Consider the following 16,490-nt stretch of genomic DNA (forward strand, 5'->3'; position numbering starts at 1 on the left):
CGCGGTCAGGAACGACGTGTTCCTTTGCTCAGCCCCTTGAATGAGCTGGCGCGCAGCAGGCCTTCGGATGTGATATCCCGGTATTCGACGTCGGCGTAGAACTTCGGCTCGACCCATGTGGCCTTCGGCTTCTTGATGGGCTTGGTGAGCTTCTGCTTCGGGCTGACGACAGTATCGAGCGCGTCCCTGATCTTGCGTGAGGTGGTGCGGCTCCAGCCCGTCCCGACCTTCCCCATGTAACGCAGCTCTTTGCCTTCCTGCTTGCCGAGATAGAGCGCGGCAACACCGGTAGGGTCCTTGATGAACCCGACCATGGGAAATTTCTCGCGCTGGACGGACTTAACCTTCAGCCAGGCTTCCACTCTCTCCGATCGATAAGAGGCGTCCAAAATCCATCGTCCACGTCTCGTTCGACCGCGGCGCCGGCCTGCGATCATCGCGCAGCTTGGCCTTGACCCGGCGCTTGGGTGATTTGTTGCGCAGTTGCAGGCCCAATTCGCGATAGATCCGCCGCGTCTTGTTCAGGCCGTGGCGCCATCCCTCGCGGTGGAGCAGAACGTGGACACGGCGGTAACCGTAGCGAACGCGCGCATGGCAGATTTCCTTGATCCGATGTTCGAGGGCAGCCTGACCGGAGCGACGCGACTTGTAGTGGTAGGTCGACCGGTCGAACTCGAGGGCTTCGCAAGCCTTGCGGATCGAGACCTGCCACTCACCGCGAAGCTAGTAGACCAGCTTGCGCTTCCGGCCAGGCTTCATAGCTTTCGGCGGATCACGTCCTGCAGCAGCTCTTTGTCGAGGCTGAGATCGGCGACCAGTTTCTTCAGCTTGGCGTTCTCAGCCTCAAGCTGCTTCAACCGCCGCATCTCGGTCGGCAGCAGCCCGTCATACTTCTTCTTCCAGTTGAAATAGGTCGCCTGGCTGATCCCTGCCTTGCGGCAGATGTCTGCCACCGTAATCCCGTCATGGCCCTGCTTCTGGACGAACGCCTTCTGAGCGTCCAAAAATTTGAGGCCTTCATCGTTCGTCGCTCCTCCCAACCGGGAATCGGTGCGCAAAACTCTAGCCAAAATTGGTCAAGTTTGCCGGCCTTAGATCATTCATTGAAGCTGCCTGTGCTTGTCTATCGACGCCGCTTCGGAGCCCAAATGACGGGACACCTCTTTCGTACCGTACTTGCTAAACTGCAGGATGACGTTGGTCTGTAAGAGAATTGCCAACGATTAACGGTCAACTACCATTCCTAGTGGTTGATTGAGATGGAGCGCACCTGGCAAGATCGATGCCAGGGCAATAGGGCTGAAACGGAAGTATCAGTTTCAGTGCGACGACTCCTTCATGCACAATCATTTCGGCTGCGCTATCCCTTTCACGATGGACGCCATCAGACCGCCGAACGCATCCTATCTCATCATTGCGGGTGACAGAATTGCGCAGGCACTGGCGCCTCTCCGCCCATCCGGCGTTACGCTCCGTTTGCATGTTACTGGTCGCTGGTCCGGACGGCTCCCTCTTAGTAAAGGCAGCGCTGGATCACTTAGCCGGTATAGTTCCGTATCCACTCCTCTCGCGGATCAGTTCAAGGCGCACACTCCGTTTGAAATATACGAACTGACCATCCGTGACTGCACGAAACGTCTCCGAGAATCTCGTCGAGCTAGCACAATGCTTCCGGTGGCATACCGGGGACGACCGCGACCAATACATTCCTGGATTTGTCAGAGAGTCGTGCGGTACGCTCATCATGCCTCCGCCTTCCAGGTTCCTCAGGAGGCTAGATGAACCGCGACGCCGAACTAAGCGGCATAGCTCATATTGCCTTCGCCAGCCTGATGTTCGTTACTATGTCTTCGGTGATCAAGGTTGTAACGCAGACGCTTTCTCCGCTGGAGGTCGCTGCCCTGCGTAGCATGATGTCGATTCCACTACTCTTCTTGGTTCTCCCTAGAGATGTCCGATTCGACGTCCTTCCCTATTTTTCGAAGGAGCACTTTCTCAGATCTGCATTTGGTTATACGGGCTTTCTGGCATTCGTCGCTTGTACATCGAAGCTTCCGTTAACGGTAGTTTCCTCAATATTCTACACCTCACCCATCTGGTCCTTGCTATTGTCGACGATAGTATTGAAGGAGCGGCAGAGCGTCGCGCCGACCATTGGGCTGATTTTCGGGTTCTTTGGCATGCTTGCCATAGTTCAACCGACCATCAGCAGCGCAGACGCCTGGATCGCCATCGGCTTTCTTGGGGCGGCCCTCGACAGCCTCGCTGTTATGATGATACGGCGCATAGCGAGCATCAATGCTCCCGAACGGATGGCCCTAAGCTTTATGCTATGGAGCTCCGCGATTGGCCTGCCTCTCGCAATCCCTGTATGGGTTTGGCCGGCGCCCGCTGATTGGCCGTTATTGCTGCTTATTGCAGTTTTGGCCGTGCTGACACAGATCGCGCTGGGGCGAGGTTACGCTCTGGTCCGCCTCGCTCGCGCCGCTCCATTCGACTTCGTTCGTTTGCCAGCAAGTTTGTTGGTTGATCTGGTGTGCTTTGGCACGACTCCTACACCCATGATGTGGCTTGGCGCTGGACTTATTCTATTTGGATCTTCGGTCTCTCTGGCAGAGCGACCAACGCGGAACTGACTTTGATTTTCTCGCTGGGGTGAACGTTCGCCTTCGTAGAAGGACTAGATAGACACTTCAGCCTGAATTGGGCTTCTTAAGTTACGCCAACCACTTCTCATTGAACAATGGCAGCCCTTGTGTATTATCCTTAACGAAAGCGCTCAAACTACCAATTCCGCGATGCCTATTGGTCGACGTGATCACATCTCCAATCAACGTTCCAAGCCGAACGAATTGCGCTTCATTAAATCCTCTCGTCGTGAGAGCGGCGCTACCAATTCTCAGTCCCCTGCTTCTGATGGTGGACGCTTGTCGAACGGGATCGGATTCTTATTGGCGATGACCTGAGCTTCTGACAACGCGGCCTCAAGTTGAAGACCGCTCATATTCCAGCTCAGCAAATTAAGAAGCAGCAAGTGCGACGACGTACCCCCCGAAACGAGTGTAGCTCCTGCCTCAAGCAAGCCACGCTCCAACGCTTTCGCGTTTCTCAAGACCGCCCTGGCATATCTCTGAAAGCAAGCAGTTTGCACTTCAGCCAACAACACTGCTCGTGCTGCAATTAAGTCCATCTTCGGCGCCCCTTGCAGTCCGGGGAATATAGCTCGGTCAATCTTTTTTCCTAAACTCTTCTTGCATAAGACAAGCCCGCCACCCCTCGGACCTCGTAGTGTCTTATGTGTGGAAGTTGTTACAATATCGGCGTGAGGGAAGGGAGACGGAACCGCGCGACCCGCAACGAGACCTGCGGTATGTGCTAGATCCACCCACAGAAGCGCACCGATCTCACGTGCGATCTCATGCATCTTCTCATACTCAACTAAGCGTGGATAGGATGAACCACCACAGATGATCGCTACAGGTCGATTCTCGAGTGCAATCGAACGCACCTCATCATAATTCAGGTGCTCATCAGTCTTTGACACTCCATAGAAACACCACCGAAAATTTTGGCCGCTCGCGTGGAAAGAGGCTCCATGGCTCAAATGGCCGCCATCCTGAAGCCGCATCGCCATCAGCCTGTCTTGAGGCTGAAAAAGCCCGTTCATGATTGCGAAGTTTGCGATGGTAGCGCTCATCGCTTGCACGTTCGCATGTTCGCATGCGAACGCGGATTTTGCTCTCTGGATTGCCAAACTTTCCAGTTTGTCAGCATATTCACAACCAGACACACAGCGGTTTCCCGGATACCCCTCCGCATTCTTGTCAGCAAATATGCTTCCTTCGAATCCCCTGACTCTGGGAGAGGAATAGTTTTCAGAGGCGACTAAGCTTAGCTGACGCAACTGACGCTGCTCCTCCAAGCGCAGAAGATTCCCAACTTCTCTATCTAGAGTTCCGCATCGATTGCCCATGACACCCTATCTTCGATGAAGCCGTCGTCGTACTCAGTTTCTCATGCCCGACAATTGAGCCAGATCACGCTCTGTAGCTTGAAGCTCCTCCAGATCTCTTCCGAAAATTACAAAGTCATAGGGACCAGCGTCTTCATGGCCTTCCGCCATCACAATTACGCCCAGTCTATCGGTAGGCTTATACTGAAGCTGCCTTCGCTCCAGCGCATCAACGAGATCGGGAAATCGGAGTCCGATAGGGACACAATTTCGAGAGAGAGCAACACGTGCTCCATTTTTGATATCGGATTCCAATCCTAGGGAGTTTGATACGGCCCTTATCGAAGAGAAGCCTCCGTGTCGCCCGTTTACTTCGCAGGCAAAGAACCCAACCTCTTTGGCTCTAACTATATCAACGCTGAGCGGCCCGAAATAGCCGATCTGCTGGGCGTAATTGCCAAGATTTCGGCACCAGGAAAGAACATCGTTGGGCAGACGATCAAGCAGCGTTCTACTCCAGTATGCTCCGCCATATCCTGGATTGAACAGGATCGAAGCTGCGCCTACAAGCTCAACTCTGTCCTTCCCGACATCAAAGTGGATGCCCATCGAACACTCATTTTCACTATATACCTCAACAATCACGGGCTCTTCTATTGTCGGAGACAACCCAAGTTCATGAATGGTCTCGCGCACAGAATTGGCATCAACTTTCGGTGCTACGACCGACCGCGTCGCGCCCTGCGACGATCCTTCAACACTTTTCGAAATGACAATATTTCCATCGCCGCCTGAGTGACGGGCTACCTTCAGAATGGCCCGACCGGAAGCTGACAGAACTCTACATACAGAGTCGACTACTTGTTGTGTGCTAGCGCAATTGCTGCCGTTGGCGATCGGCACGCCAAGGTCGGAAGCAAATTGGCGGAATTTCTCCTTGTCGTTGAGAAGCCGAGTCGCGGCGGGGCATGCTCTAACGTTTTCGTTTGAGAATCTTACAGGAACGTCCCCCACCATTTTAGCGATGAAGATTGATACCTCGTCAGCGATATAAGGCTCCAGAGACGAGAATTGAGTGCCTGCAGTCATCACACGTAGCGATCTGGAAAAGGCGCTATCGGGCGCAATGTCTTTCTCCGAGATCGGCAAGGGACGCTTAGTGGGCGTCGAAGAAGTCGACAGCAAAGTGATGTTGCTTCCGCCTTTTAGGGAACTGACGTACTTCAGAAACTCCTTCGTGATGGGGGTTGGGGTGATAAGCAGATCGTCGCCTTTAGCAAGCCAAATCAATCTCTTGGCTGAGGCGGCGTTTGTTAGCAGGAAGTCGTCTGAGAGCATGTGAGCCGAAGGCGTCATTGCAGCGGAGCCAGTGTTTGCAAGTACTATCCGACTCATCATTCTCCCCCGGCACGATCCTGGGTTACGGGTTCATTTTCTTTTCTCCACCAGTCAATACAGGCTTCAGCAAGAATGCTGATTGGATCAATGACGTCATCATCGTCTGCGAGATCGCCCGAGATGGCGGACAATTCACTGCAACCAAGGATAATTACGTCAGGCGCGAAGGACCTAATCTGATGAATAAGCTGCTCCAGTTCTGCTCGTGCTTTTGCGGTATTTCCACACTTAACATCCGCGATGATCTGGATGGCTTCACGTTGAAGTCTTTTACGACAGCGCACGAATCCTTCACCGAAACTTGTTTCATTCGTTTGTGGGTATAGAGAGTGCTGCATGGTAGCTTTCGTACCCAGCAGAATTGAACGAAACTCTCGAATTTCATCATTCTTCATGTCGCAAATCTTCTTGGCTGTGATCTCGGTTACGTCGATCAAATCGATTGACAGCGCACGCTTGATCTCGCCAACCCAGAAGTGCGCGGTGTTGCAGGGGATGGCTATCGCTCCACATCCAGCTTGCTCTAGCCAATGAGCCCGCGCCACAATTTGCCGCAAGGGTGCATCACTCCCCTCGGAGATTGCCTGCGATCTATCAGAGATGTCTGGAAGCGATAGGGCAACAAACGGAATATGGTCTTGATCTTTCTCCGCTTGGCGTTTTCGGGCGAGAGATTCCAGGAATTTGGCAGTTGCCAAACTTCCCATTCCGCCGACTACTCCCAGTGGCCTTCGTCGGCCAAGCGTTCCTGCAGACGGCAAATTGAGCTTCGACACGAAGTTCATCATATAACGGGCCTGCCTCTCGCGATCTTTCTGCCACAACCGCTCTCGGCATTCGGCACCTTCGTTCAAGAGCACCCGCTCGCCACGGGAGAGCCACAAGCGAGCATCGACGAAGTTGTGACAACGCCGTTTTGGAACCGGTGTGACACATGGGCGATGAACCGTGCGAACAGCAAAGGCTGTGCCAACTTGGAGAGAAGTCAGCGCTAAGAACGTATGCGTCACTTCCGACACTTAATCGAGATTGCGATATCTGATTGTTGACAGACGCGTTGCCTGTGTCGGGAAAGAGACAGGCTGACATGACTTGTGTGTGCAGACCTACAAACAGGAACGGCGGCACATCGACCCGAGTCGGACAGGCCGATCGCTCCGACAGCCGTTAAGCCAAGCTACAGTTGCATCCTCGCGCATAGTCGTTTTGTCCTACGCCCTGCTGGGCCCCTACATAACCAGTGGATCGCCCAGGCCGCCCCTAGGTCACCTCGCGACTGCGCAACGGGAAGTTCGATTTTCGGGCACTCGACGGCAGGTCGAAAGAATTCGTCCTTGAGCAAAACGCGCCATCCGTCGACTACGTGATGTCTGCGCCGCGTTGAAGTCGTAGGGACCTCAGTCCCAATAGACGCTATTGAATCGTCACCAGTGCGGATAAGACAAGGAATGGAGCGCGAGGCTTGCTAGCAATGGATCACCTTTGGCTCGCACCAAACCATACCTTAGCAACATGGGGTTGAGCCTGCCGGTTGGAGGATCTACCATCTTGCCGGTTGAGGCAGGTCGCGGCACCAAGGATCTAATCTTCGAGAGGCAATTCGGTCGACGGCGGCGCATGCGGTGCAGTTTCCAGTTAGCCGATCCCAGAGTAGCCCGCAACAGTGGCGGCATCCGAGCAACAGCTTCCGTAGAGGAAAGGACAAAGAGGCATGTCTCCGAAAGAAAGACCTTGGGAGGATAGCCATTGCGTGTCCAAGCGAACCGTTGACGAGGTCCTGCGGCATGCGGACACGACCCTAAATGCTAGCCTTGATCGGCTATTCCAACTGCTGCGAATTCAATCCATCTCATGCGACCCGCATTATGCGCACCACTGCCGCGAGGCAGCTTCCTGGCTGGCTAATGAGCTCTCCGGCATTGGCTTCGATGCATCTATCAGAGCTACGATTGGAAACCCTGTAGTGGTCGGACACAGCAAACAAGCCGCCGGTCCACATGTCCTGTTCTACGGCCACTACGATGTTCAACCCGTTGAGCCTCTGGATGAATGGGAGGCCGAACCGTTCGAGCCGATGCTTAGGATGCAGTCCAACGGGGGCGCCCACATTGTTGCCCGTGGCGCATCTGACGATAAGGGTCAGCTTCTGACTTTCATTGAGGCGTGCCGCTCGTGGAAGGCGACGACAGGAAGTCTACCAGTTGGCGTGTCCATGTTCTTCGAGGGAGAGGAGGAAAGTGGCAGTCCAAGTATGGAGGCCTTCTTGGACGAATTCGGACATGAACTGATTGCTGATGTCATGCTGCTTTGCGACACCGCGTTGTGGAAGGACTCGGTACCCGCGATTACCGTGATGTTTCGCGGCCTTTTGGAAGAAGAGATTCGAGTAACATGCGCCGATCGGGACTTGCATTCAGGTGCATACGGCAATGCTGCACGCAATCCAATCCAGGTTCTCGCTGAGCTAATCGCTAGCCTAAGAGGTGGCAACGGGGAAGTGGCGATCGAGGGCTTCTATGACAACATAGCGGAGTTGGACAATACAGTCAGAGACGAGCTACTGAAGCTGAATTTCGACACCAAGCAATTCCTTAGAGCTGCCGGCCTCTCCCAATCGGCCGGGGACATTTCTTACTCAGTAATGGAGCAGATCTGGACTCGGCCCTCCTGCGAAATCAACGGAATAGCAGGTGGGTATTGCGGAGTTGGCCTGAAGACGATCATTCCGTCAAGTGCCGTGGCCAAGGTCTCTTTCAGGTTGGTAGATGGTCAAGATCCGGAAGAGATACGATCGAAGTTTCGCAATCACGTTCGCGCGCGAACACCGCCCGACTGCAAAGTGCAGTTCGTCGGCCTCACAGCCACCCCCGCATCTGTTATCAAGTCAAGGAACGCGTATCTGGACTGCGCGCGCGCCGCTCTGAAACAGGAATGGGGTTGCGGGTCTGTGCTGATAGGAAGCGGAGGATCGATTCCTATCGTAAGCATTGTTAAGCATCGATTGGGACTCGACTCTCTGCCCATCGGTTTCGCGCGATCTGACAATCACCACCACAGCCCAAATGAAAAGTACGATCTTTACACCTTTCAAAAGGGAATTCGTTCGTGGATTCGCATTCTTGCGGAGCTTTCGACATGTAAAAGCGATCGGATCGATTCTGAACAAAAGTTAGGCGGCCGACAAGATGTGAATCACCATTAAGCAATCAATGCTCCCTAGAAGGATCGAGCTTTGCCCGTGCGGCCGGCCGCAGATGCCGCCTCCGCGAGCTAATCCTCTCCGATCGTCATGTGCGGAAATCTGTCCGACCGACGGTCTGGTGAAGATTCAGGCGTCCAATTTTCGAGCCGATTGAAACTGCACGTGTGGATTCCAGAACGTTTTTCCAGTGAGGTTTCGGTTGCACGCTACCGAGACCTAAGACTGTTTAGGATGTGAACGACGCGTCTTAATCCGGTCTCTACAAGTAGTGGTGTGGCCCCGAATGAGAGCCGTAGGCCGTTTGCGTCACCAAACGCGCAGCCGGGAACGCACGCTACATTGGCTTCCTCCCAGCGCACGATTTCGTCCGTGGATTGAACGGGAGCGCTATTTGCTAAAGCGGAGAGGAGCCTGCTTAGATCGAGAAAGAAGAACAACGAACCGTCTGCGCGCGACAGAGTAACGTCACGCAGATCGGATAAGATATGAAGACCTATATTGCGTGGTCGGCAATCGCTGATGTATCGCCCGCTTAAAGCTACCGTCGCTGACCTGAATGTGGTGCAGAATCGCACTCTGTGCGGTCACACTTGGCAGCGCGGCAGCATGGCAGTGCCGCCTCCTCATTACCGCCAACACGATCTCCCCGGGTGCCGCCAGGCAGCCCAAACGCCACCCCATTGTCGCGAGCTCGTGCGACAGCGCGTTAACGACGATCGTCCGTGAACATACCCTTGGACGCGCCATGACGACCGATTCCTGGCGGCGCGCACCAGTGAAGATAAAGCTAGAGTAACTTTCCTCGGAAATGATCCAGAGTCCGGCATCGAGCGCCAGGTCACCGATCCTGTCGAGAGTGGCCCAATCATAAACTGCGCCGGTAGGATCGCTGGGTGAGTTTATTACTATCGCTTTCGTTCGCGGTGTGACAGCAGCGCGGAGAGCTCTGGTATCCGGAGATTATCTCGGACGGCGAGTATCAACAAATACCGGCGTTGCGCCAGCGAGAAGAACCTGGTCGGGGATTAAGGGCGAGCAGGGACGAATGATGATGGCCTCGTCACCTGGACTGAGCAGGGCTAAGGCCGCTTCACGTACCGCTTGTTTTGGATCCGCAGAGATTACGATGTCTTCCGTACTCCACGGCATCCCTGTTTTAACCGACAGCTTTTCCGCAACAATTCTACGAAGGGATGTCAGACCGAGGGGGAGTCTATAGCCGCTTCGTTCCAGCATTGGCAGCAGAAACCGCTTCGCGCATGGATAAAGACGACTCGAAGATGATCTCGTCGGTTGCCAAATCGATGAACTGACATCCGATCGGGCTTATGTCGCGAGCAGCCGTCTCCTTTGTCGTTCTGCCCATTGAAACTCAGCTCGCCTCGCCCTATAGCTCCGAATTCCGATTGCAGAGCAACTCTTGGGCCAACTCAAAGCAGCGATATCGCTTACCGACTGTTGTCGGGAACGCCTCCCCCCATAGACCCATTGACGCTTCGTTGCCATTTGTCGGCGCCCCTTCTGTTCTGTTGCAAGCTCGCACGCGCGGCTGTACCAGACCGAACACGCCCGAGTCTGCAATCAGACAAGCTTGCTACCGGAAACGACATTCGGGAGCGAAGACGTCAAGCGATTCCGCTGGGTCACATGGCCCGGATTCTGCATCGAGATGCAGCGGAAGCTGGATTTTTCGACGTTAGCATGGAGACGCTATGCGCATCTGCGGCATCAAGTTGAGGCATGACGGAGCGATTGCGCTTATCGAGAACGGACGGCTTCTCTTTTGTGTGGAGCAAGAGAAACGGAAAAACAATCTCCGGTACCAAGCAATCGAAAATCTTGACGCTGTCATCGCCGACTTGGCGGAGCACGGGCTGACTTCGCGCGATGTTGATCAGTTCGTGATCGACGGTGGAGGGGACGGTCAGTCCCAGGTGCTCAGTGGTGCCGAGTCGGTCATTCTCAAATGGGGGCCGTACGTGGAACCCCATGCGGAAGGGCTTCTCACTTCGTACAATGGCTCTGGCCTGATTCTCGAAGGCAGAGCATTTCCCTATAAAAGCTATTCACACGTCTCGGGGCATGTAGCCTCCGCATACTGCACGAGCCCATTTGCCGATTCCGGAGAATCGGCTTTCTGCCTCGTGTGGGACGGCTCAACCCTTCCACGCCTCTACCATGTTGGACGTCGAAGCGCTCGGTTCCTTGAATGTCTGTTCCCAATTGTAGGTCACGCCTATGCTGTCGCCGGGGATCACTTTGGGCCCTACAAAGATATGGACCGCAAACCCTGGGATTTAGGTATCGCCGGCAAGCTGATGGCCTATATCGCGCTGGGTTGCGTTGAAGATGAAATAGTGATGGTGTTTCGCAAGCTCTATGAGCAATGCTTTGCGGGCGATACACCGCGTGCTTGTCGCTACCGTGCGGAGATCGAGAGCGGGGATTGGTTTCCGGCTATGCACGCCTTCTTTGACGCATGCGCGTCACAATTGGACAGCAAGCGAGATGAAGACATACTTGCATCATTTCACTTTTTTCTCGAGTACCTCCTCGTTGAGCAATTGGCGGCTGCTGTAAAGCGTCATTCAGAACTCCCAGGATCACACAATCTATGTATAGCTGGCGGTTGTGGTCTTAACATAAAGTGGAACAGCGCAGTGCGGTCCGCTGGCCTGTTCGACGCTGTTTGGGTACCGCCCTTTCCGAATGACAGCGGCGCAGCGATAGGTGCGGCTTGTGCCGCGCTAGCGGAGCGGCAAGGCTTCATGGCGCTGGATTGGTCGGTCTACAGCGGTCCGCAACTGAGACGGAGCGAGGTGCCGCCAGGATGGGAGGCCGTACCGTGCAATATGCGCGAGCTTGCTAACATCCTTGCGAGTGACAAGCCGGTCGTCTTTCTGGCAGGCAGTGCCGAACTCGGACCGCGGGCATTGGGTGGGCGAAGCATCCTTGCGGCTGCGACATCAGGGGGAATGAAGGATCATCTCAATCAGATCAAACGTCGTGAATACTTTCGGCCGGTGGCGCCCATATGCATTGAGGATCGTGCGCCTGATATCTTTTGCCCTGGAACGCCGGATCCTTACATGCTGTTCGATCATCAGACAAAAGCGGAATGGCTCGATAGAGTACCAGCTGTGGTACATCTCGATGGATCTGCACGATTGCAGACTGTCTCTAGAACCTCTTCGCACAAGATAGCTGAGCTTCTCGTGGCGTATGAAGAACTTACCGGCATCCCACTGCTTTGCAATACGAGTGCCAATCTCAATGGATGCGGGTTCTTCCCGGATGCCGCAGGGGCTTGTCAATGGGGGCGTGTTGACCACGTATGGTCCGATGGCCTGCTGTGGACGAAAGTCGCATAGGCGCTGTGATGATGACCGATGTGAATTTCCCGACGAGCCATGTACCGCGTCTCGGCAATACGGTCATGCGGCGCGGGCAGTCGCGCCTCACCGACATCGCACTGGGCGCCATGGTCGGAGGAGAACTTGTGGGTAATTGAAAGCCTCAACGGAAGGATACGTTATGAATGTGGCATACCGGAACAACTATAAGGGCTTCGCGCTACGAGCCGTGGGTTTCCGTGAACAGAACCTTTTAAGCAAGATCTGCTAACACAAATGGAGCCGAGCACGTCTGCCTCCCGTTGCTATTTGCCCTCGGCCTGCGTGGTTCTGGGCGGAACTGGACGCTATCAACATCATCTGGGATTTCCTGTCTCAGCTTCGGCCCTTGATTCAGCCGCCGCCCGAGTGCCGCGACGAAGTTGTCGTAGCGAACTCCTGCCTGTGCCCTTGCCGCCTTTGCATCCGGTTCGGGTAAAGGCGGTGTCGTCGTGAGCCAGAACCGGACGAACAAGGCCAAGGTCTCCTCCGATATCCCGATGTCGCGTTCGAGCCGTGCGACGCGGCGATCGACTTGGTCGAGCCGCTTGGCAATAGCGGCTTCCCGCCGCTCGTCGGCGTCCGGCGACAGGAAAGAAGCAATCGCGGCTTCGGGAATGAGCGACAGCGACTGCTCGCGCCGGGCAGCGTGGGCCGAGAGCGCCTTCATGACATCAGGGTCGAGGTAGACCGACATCTGGCCTTTCTTCTTTGCCGCGGTCATGTCTGCCTCTCAGCCCGAGATCATCGCCGGGACCCAGCGATGCTTGGCGCGCGACGCCCTGCATCATGTCGTTGTGACGCCCGATCCGCGGGGCATCTTCCTCGAGCTCGTCGGCAAATTCCGAGGCGAACTCGCTATCTAGGGGTTCTCTCCACTCCACGAGGTCACGAGCCAGTTCCGGCTGCTGCCGGCGGTCAGCGGTCTTCAGATCCTCTACGTCGGTCTTGTCGTCAGCCGATGCCGGCAGTGCCGTGGGACGCGGCTGCAGTGGCCGTGAGCTCCAGTCGTCCGGCCGGCTATCGCTGGGTCTGGTCAGCACCGGCGGCGCCAGGATGCGCTCCTGGAACCGTCTGTCCTCGCAATCGCGCGCCTTCCTGGCGCGGATCGGATGGAGGCCCGACATCATGACGACCTCGTCTGATGGCGGGAGCTGCATCATCTCACCGGGCGTGAGCAGCGGGCGGGCGGTCTCCGACCGCGACACCATGAGGTGACCGAGCCAGGGTGCCACCCGGCTGCCGGCATAGTTCTTCATCGCCTTCATCTCGGTCGCCATGCCAACGCGTCGGACCTCGCTTCGCCGTCAGTTCGTCATTGGTCGCGAAGCTGACCCGGACGTGACAATTGTCGAGGATCGAGTTGTTGGGCCCATACGCCTTCTCGATCTGGTTCAGCGACTGGGCGATCAGGAAGCTCTTGATGCCGTAACCCGCCATGAAGGCGAGCGCTGACCCAAAGAAGTCGAGCCGGCCGAGCGCGGGGAATTCGTCGAGCATCAGGAGGAGCCGGCGCCGGCCCGCCTTGGGCTGGAGATCCTCGGTCAGGCGGCGGCCGATCTGATTGAGGATCAACCGGATCAGCGGCTTGGTGCGGTTGATGTCCGATGGCGGCACGACGAGGTAAAGGGTCGTCGCTCGCTCTGCACCAACGAGGTCGGCGATCCGCCAGTCGCAGCGCTTGGTCATCTCGGCAACGACGGGGTCGCGGTAGAGGCCCAGGAACGACATCGCCGTGCGCAGGACACCGGAGCGCTCGTTGCCGGATTGTTCAATAGCTCCCGCGCGGCGGAGGCGACGACGGGATGGACGCCGGCCTCGCCGAGATGCGCCGTCCGCATCATCACGGCGAGCGTCGATTCGATCGGCCGCTTGGGGTCGGACAGAAAGGCCGCAACGCCGGCAAGGGTCTTGTCCTCCTCGGCATAGAGGACGTGGAGGATCGCGCCGACCAGGAGCGCGTGGCTGGTCTTCTCCCAATGGTTCCGCTTCTCGAGGCTGCCCTCGGGGTCGACCAGGATGTCGGCAATGTTCTGGACATCGCGCACCTCCCACTCGCCGTGCCGAACTTCGAGCAGCGGGTTGTAGGCTGACGGCTTCGCGCTGGTCGGATCGAACAGAAGAACGCGGCCGTGCCGCGCGCGAAAACCGACACTAAGCTGCCAATTCTCGCCCTTGATGTCGTGGATGATGGCAGATCCCGACCAGGTCAGCAGCGACGGGATGACGAGGCCGACGCCCTTGCCCGATCTCGTGGGAGCGAAGCACAGGACGTGCTCCGGTCCATCATGGCGGAGATAGGCGCGCTCGAACCGGCCGAGCACCACGCCATCGAGCCGGAGCAGAACGGCCTGCTCGATCTCCTTTGCCTCTGCGCAGCGTGCAGAGCCATAGGTCTCGGCGTTCTTCGCTTCGCGGGCGCGCCACACCGACTGCCGATCGCGACTGCCGCGGCGATGATGCCGCCGGATGCTGCGATAGTGGCACCCTCGATGAATACGTGCGGCGCATAGGCACTCGTAGGCATACCACCACCATAAGAAGGCGGGCGGAAGGCAGAATGGACAATTCAACAACTCGAACCAGGGTTGCCCGAGTTGAGATTGGAAGCCGAGCCGCCAGGCCGTCCATTCGGTCGCGGCCCAGAACGTCAGCAGGACGATCGCCAAAACAGTGATGACCTGACCCCAAAGTATCTTGGTAGCAGACACGGCGGCCGCCCTTTCCTTAAAATCAGCGATCCGAGCAATGGCTTACAGGCCGAGCCCCCGGCTGCGACCAAAACCCCAATAAACGCCACCGTCGCCTCGAGCGACTCCGGAGACGTGGTGACCGAGCTGCTTCTCAAGGGAGGGCGTCCACGGCACGAGCTGGAAGCCGAGACCATCGTCGATCATCGCGAAGCGACCCGAGGCGAGAGCGAAGCGCTGGCGATAGGTCCCCGTGACATATTCGCCAGCCGCCGATGGGTTGAACGGCCGGCCCATGTCGGCGGCGAGCTGGCGACCGAGAGCCTCTAACTCCCGGCGACGCAGCGTGCCGATCAGGTTCTTCGCGAACACCACTCCACGCGCCTGGCGCTCGGCAAGACCCTGCTCGACGAGCTGCTCAGCGCGCCGTTCCATGGCCTGCCGAACCTCGGCGCCGAAGCCGGCCTGGCCAAGTGCCGCCGGATCGCGCGCGACCGCCTGCCGGTCGAGCCACGTCGCACCGCTTGTCGTCACCTGCGCTTCAATCGACAGATCCGAGAGAACGGCGAGCGCCACGCGACGCTGCCTGCGCGCGTGGTCGAATTTGCGGAGCTCGACGATCGATCCTGCTGCACTGTCACCGGCGGCCTCGAGATCGGGTAGCCTGATGTGTGGTGGGTGCGGCCGCATAGGCGCTTCCCTTGGGTTCGTCGTCGAGACCGCGATCGACGAGGCATCCGATGACAGGGACGTCGAGGCTTTGGCCTGATAGCACTTAGCTCGCGGCCCCTCGCTCGATGCCGCGCTCGGTCAGGCTGCGGTGGATGCGCTTGATGATGTCGCCGCGATCGCCGAGCTCGCGCAGCGTCGTCTCGGCGCTCTCGCCTATCATCCATTGGCCTGGCCCGACTTGATGGGCGAGGCCAAGGCTCTCCAAACGCCGCACCGGCCGGCCTTACGCATGGAACTGATCGGGCTGCTGCGCCGGATCGGGCGCAAGGTCGATGACACCGTGCCGTCCTGCGTCGCGGACGAGCTGGCGATCGAGCTGCGTCTAGCGTTCGGCTTCGACCTGGTGCTCGAGCGAGCGGCGGATGTCGAAATCGGAGCGCAGTCCCAGTTCCTGAGTGACCAGGTCCTGCGCACGTGCGCGCATCCCCTCCTTGAGGTAGGCGCGGGATATGACAAGGTCATGGCCGTCCGCGGCGATGCCGCGCACGAGAATATGGACGCGGGTGCCGGGTGTTCCAGTGATCGACGGCGACCCAGTCGAGCTTCGTGCCGAGGTCCACTTCCATCTGGCTGACCAGCTCGCGGCTAAAGCCTTTGAGATCGGTCATATCGGCTGCGTCCTCCGGCGAGACGATGAAGCGGAAATGGTGCCGATCGCCCTCGCAGCGCTCGGCGAAGGCCTTGGGATCGGTATCCTCTCGCTCGTGGCCGAACAGATGGCCCCTCTCCCCGTCCCGGATGACGCCCTCGCGCCGGAGATAGCCGAGGTGCGCGGCCGGTGAGCAGTCGGTTCGCCCGTTTACTGGCGACCCGGCCGCGGCCGAAGCGCGAGTGACGATGGCTGGTGAGGCGGCCGGCTCGCGACACGCCGCCGCCAGCGCGCTGCGCGGCCGCGAGCGCCTGAGCGATGAATGGCTCGGCCCGCTGGCTCCTAGAGGAGCGGATGCGGCCGGGCCGAGCCTGAAACTCCTTCTCCTCAGCCATGGTCAGCCTCGGCAATGTGCGAAATGCACCGATTCTCGCCTTATCAATCTGGTGCGATTGCTCGCCGGGCAAGCCGCGCGGGATTTCGTCCAGGCCGAAACCGACAACCGGAAGCATGACCGTCTCCCGGACTAAGGAGG

The 16,490-nt window shown here is 57.4% G+C and carries 11 protein-coding genes and 3 pseudogenes; 5 read left to right on the top strand and 9 right to left on the bottom strand.

The genetic code is table 11. The annotated features are described in order from the left end of the window. Positions 1–5: 5 nt before the first annotated feature. On the bottom strand, positions 6–362 hold the full coding sequence (locus BCCGELA001_RS30685) for an ATP dependent DNA ligase (protein WP_008545484.1): 357 nt from the start codon (positions 360–362) through the stop codon (positions 6–8). 25 nt (positions 363–387) lie between these two features. Then, positions 388–1,040, bottom strand: a pseudogene (locus tag BCCGELA001_RS36525) (transposase); the annotation flags it as partial. A gap of 738 nt (positions 1,041–1,778) precedes the next feature. Here BCCGELA001_RS36525 and BCCGELA001_RS30695 point away from each other — a divergent pair. Next, complete coding sequence (locus BCCGELA001_RS30695) at positions 1,779–2,636, top strand: DMT family transporter (protein WP_060737003.1); 858 nt, start codon at positions 1,779–1,781, stop codon at positions 2,634–2,636. Positions 2,637–2,899: 263 nt separating this feature from the next. Here BCCGELA001_RS30695 and glyA read toward each other — a convergent pair whose 3' ends face one another. The 3 genes from glyA to BCCGELA001_RS30710 are packed head-to-tail and all read right to left on the bottom strand — an operon-like array spanning position 2,900 to position 6,360. Continuing rightward, entirely contained in the window at positions 2,900–3,973 is a 1,074-nt protein-coding gene (glyA, locus tag BCCGELA001_RS36530; protein ID WP_083543464.1) for a serine hydroxymethyltransferase, read from the bottom strand. A gap of 33 nt (positions 3,974–4,006) precedes the next feature. Beyond that, entirely contained in the window at positions 4,007–5,290 is a 1,284-nt protein-coding gene (locus BCCGELA001_RS37630) for a peptide ligase PGM1-related protein (protein WP_236840784.1), read from the bottom strand. A 56-nt stretch (positions 5,291–5,346) separates the two neighbouring features. Further along, positions 5,347–6,360 carry an aspartate/glutamate racemase family protein gene (locus tag BCCGELA001_RS30710; protein ID WP_144441581.1) on the bottom strand — a complete coding sequence of 338 codons (1,014 nt, stop codon included), beginning with the start codon at positions 6,358–6,360 and terminating at the stop codon, positions 5,347–5,349. Positions 6,361–7,100: 740 nt separating this feature from the next. Between BCCGELA001_RS30710 and BCCGELA001_RS30720 the strand changes: the two genes are divergently transcribed. Continuing rightward, positions 7,101–8,552, top strand: a complete 1,452-nt coding sequence (locus BCCGELA001_RS30720; RefSeq protein ID WP_060737007.1) for a M20/M25/M40 family metallo-hydrolase — start codon at positions 7,101–7,103, stop codon at positions 8,550–8,552. A gap of 465 nt (positions 8,553–9,017) precedes the next feature. Here the strand turns inward: BCCGELA001_RS30720 and BCCGELA001_RS39110 are convergent, their stop codons facing one another. Next, positions 9,018–9,461 (bottom strand): aminotransferase class I/II-fold pyridoxal phosphate-dependent enzyme, encoded by a 444-nt coding sequence (locus tag BCCGELA001_RS39110; RefSeq protein WP_335339445.1) that lies wholly within the window; start codon positions 9,459–9,461, stop codon positions 9,018–9,020. An 803-nt stretch (positions 9,462–10,264) separates the two neighbouring features. Between BCCGELA001_RS39110 and nodU the strand changes: the two genes are divergently transcribed. Continuing rightward, a complete protein-coding gene (gene nodU / locus BCCGELA001_RS30725; protein ID WP_060737008.1) occupies positions 10,265–11,923 on the top strand; it encodes a nodulation protein NodU in 1,659 nt (552 codons plus the stop codon). 8 nt (positions 11,924–11,931) lie between these two features. Then, on the top strand, positions 11,932–12,063 hold the full coding sequence (locus BCCGELA001_RS39335; protein WP_257721923.1) for a hypothetical protein: 132 nt from the start codon (positions 11,932–11,934) through the stop codon (positions 12,061–12,063). A gap of 95 nt (positions 12,064–12,158) precedes the next feature. Here BCCGELA001_RS39335 and BCCGELA001_RS30730 read toward each other — a convergent pair whose 3' ends face one another. From BCCGELA001_RS30730 to BCCGELA001_RS30740, 3 genes and pseudogenes are all read right to left on the bottom strand, one after another. Continuing rightward, entirely contained in the window at positions 12,159–12,668 is a 510-nt protein-coding gene (locus BCCGELA001_RS30730) for a CopG family transcriptional regulator (RefSeq protein ID WP_236840785.1), read from the bottom strand. Beyond that, positions 12,619–14,655 (bottom strand): annotated as a pseudogene (locus BCCGELA001_RS30735) (conjugal transfer protein TraG). Before BCCGELA001_RS30735 ends, BCCGELA001_RS30730 begins: the two are co-directional and overlap by 50 nt. 42 nt (positions 14,656–14,697) lie before the next feature. Then, positions 14,698–16,311, bottom strand: a pseudogene (locus tag BCCGELA001_RS30740) (relaxase/mobilization nuclease domain-containing protein). On the opposite strand from BCCGELA001_RS30740, the gene BCCGELA001_RS39115 reads away from it, so the two are divergent. Beyond that, positions 16,204–16,485 (top strand): hypothetical protein, encoded by a 282-nt coding sequence (locus BCCGELA001_RS39115; RefSeq protein ID WP_008545522.1) that lies wholly within the window; start codon positions 16,204–16,206, stop codon positions 16,483–16,485. The pseudogene BCCGELA001_RS30740 and the gene BCCGELA001_RS39115 overlap by 108 nt on opposite strands. Positions 16,486–16,490: the final 5 nt, after the last annotated feature.

The organism is Bradyrhizobium sp. CCGE-LA001, from assembly GCF_000296215.2.
GTDB lineage: Bacteria > Pseudomonadota > Alphaproteobacteria > Rhizobiales > Xanthobacteraceae > Bradyrhizobium.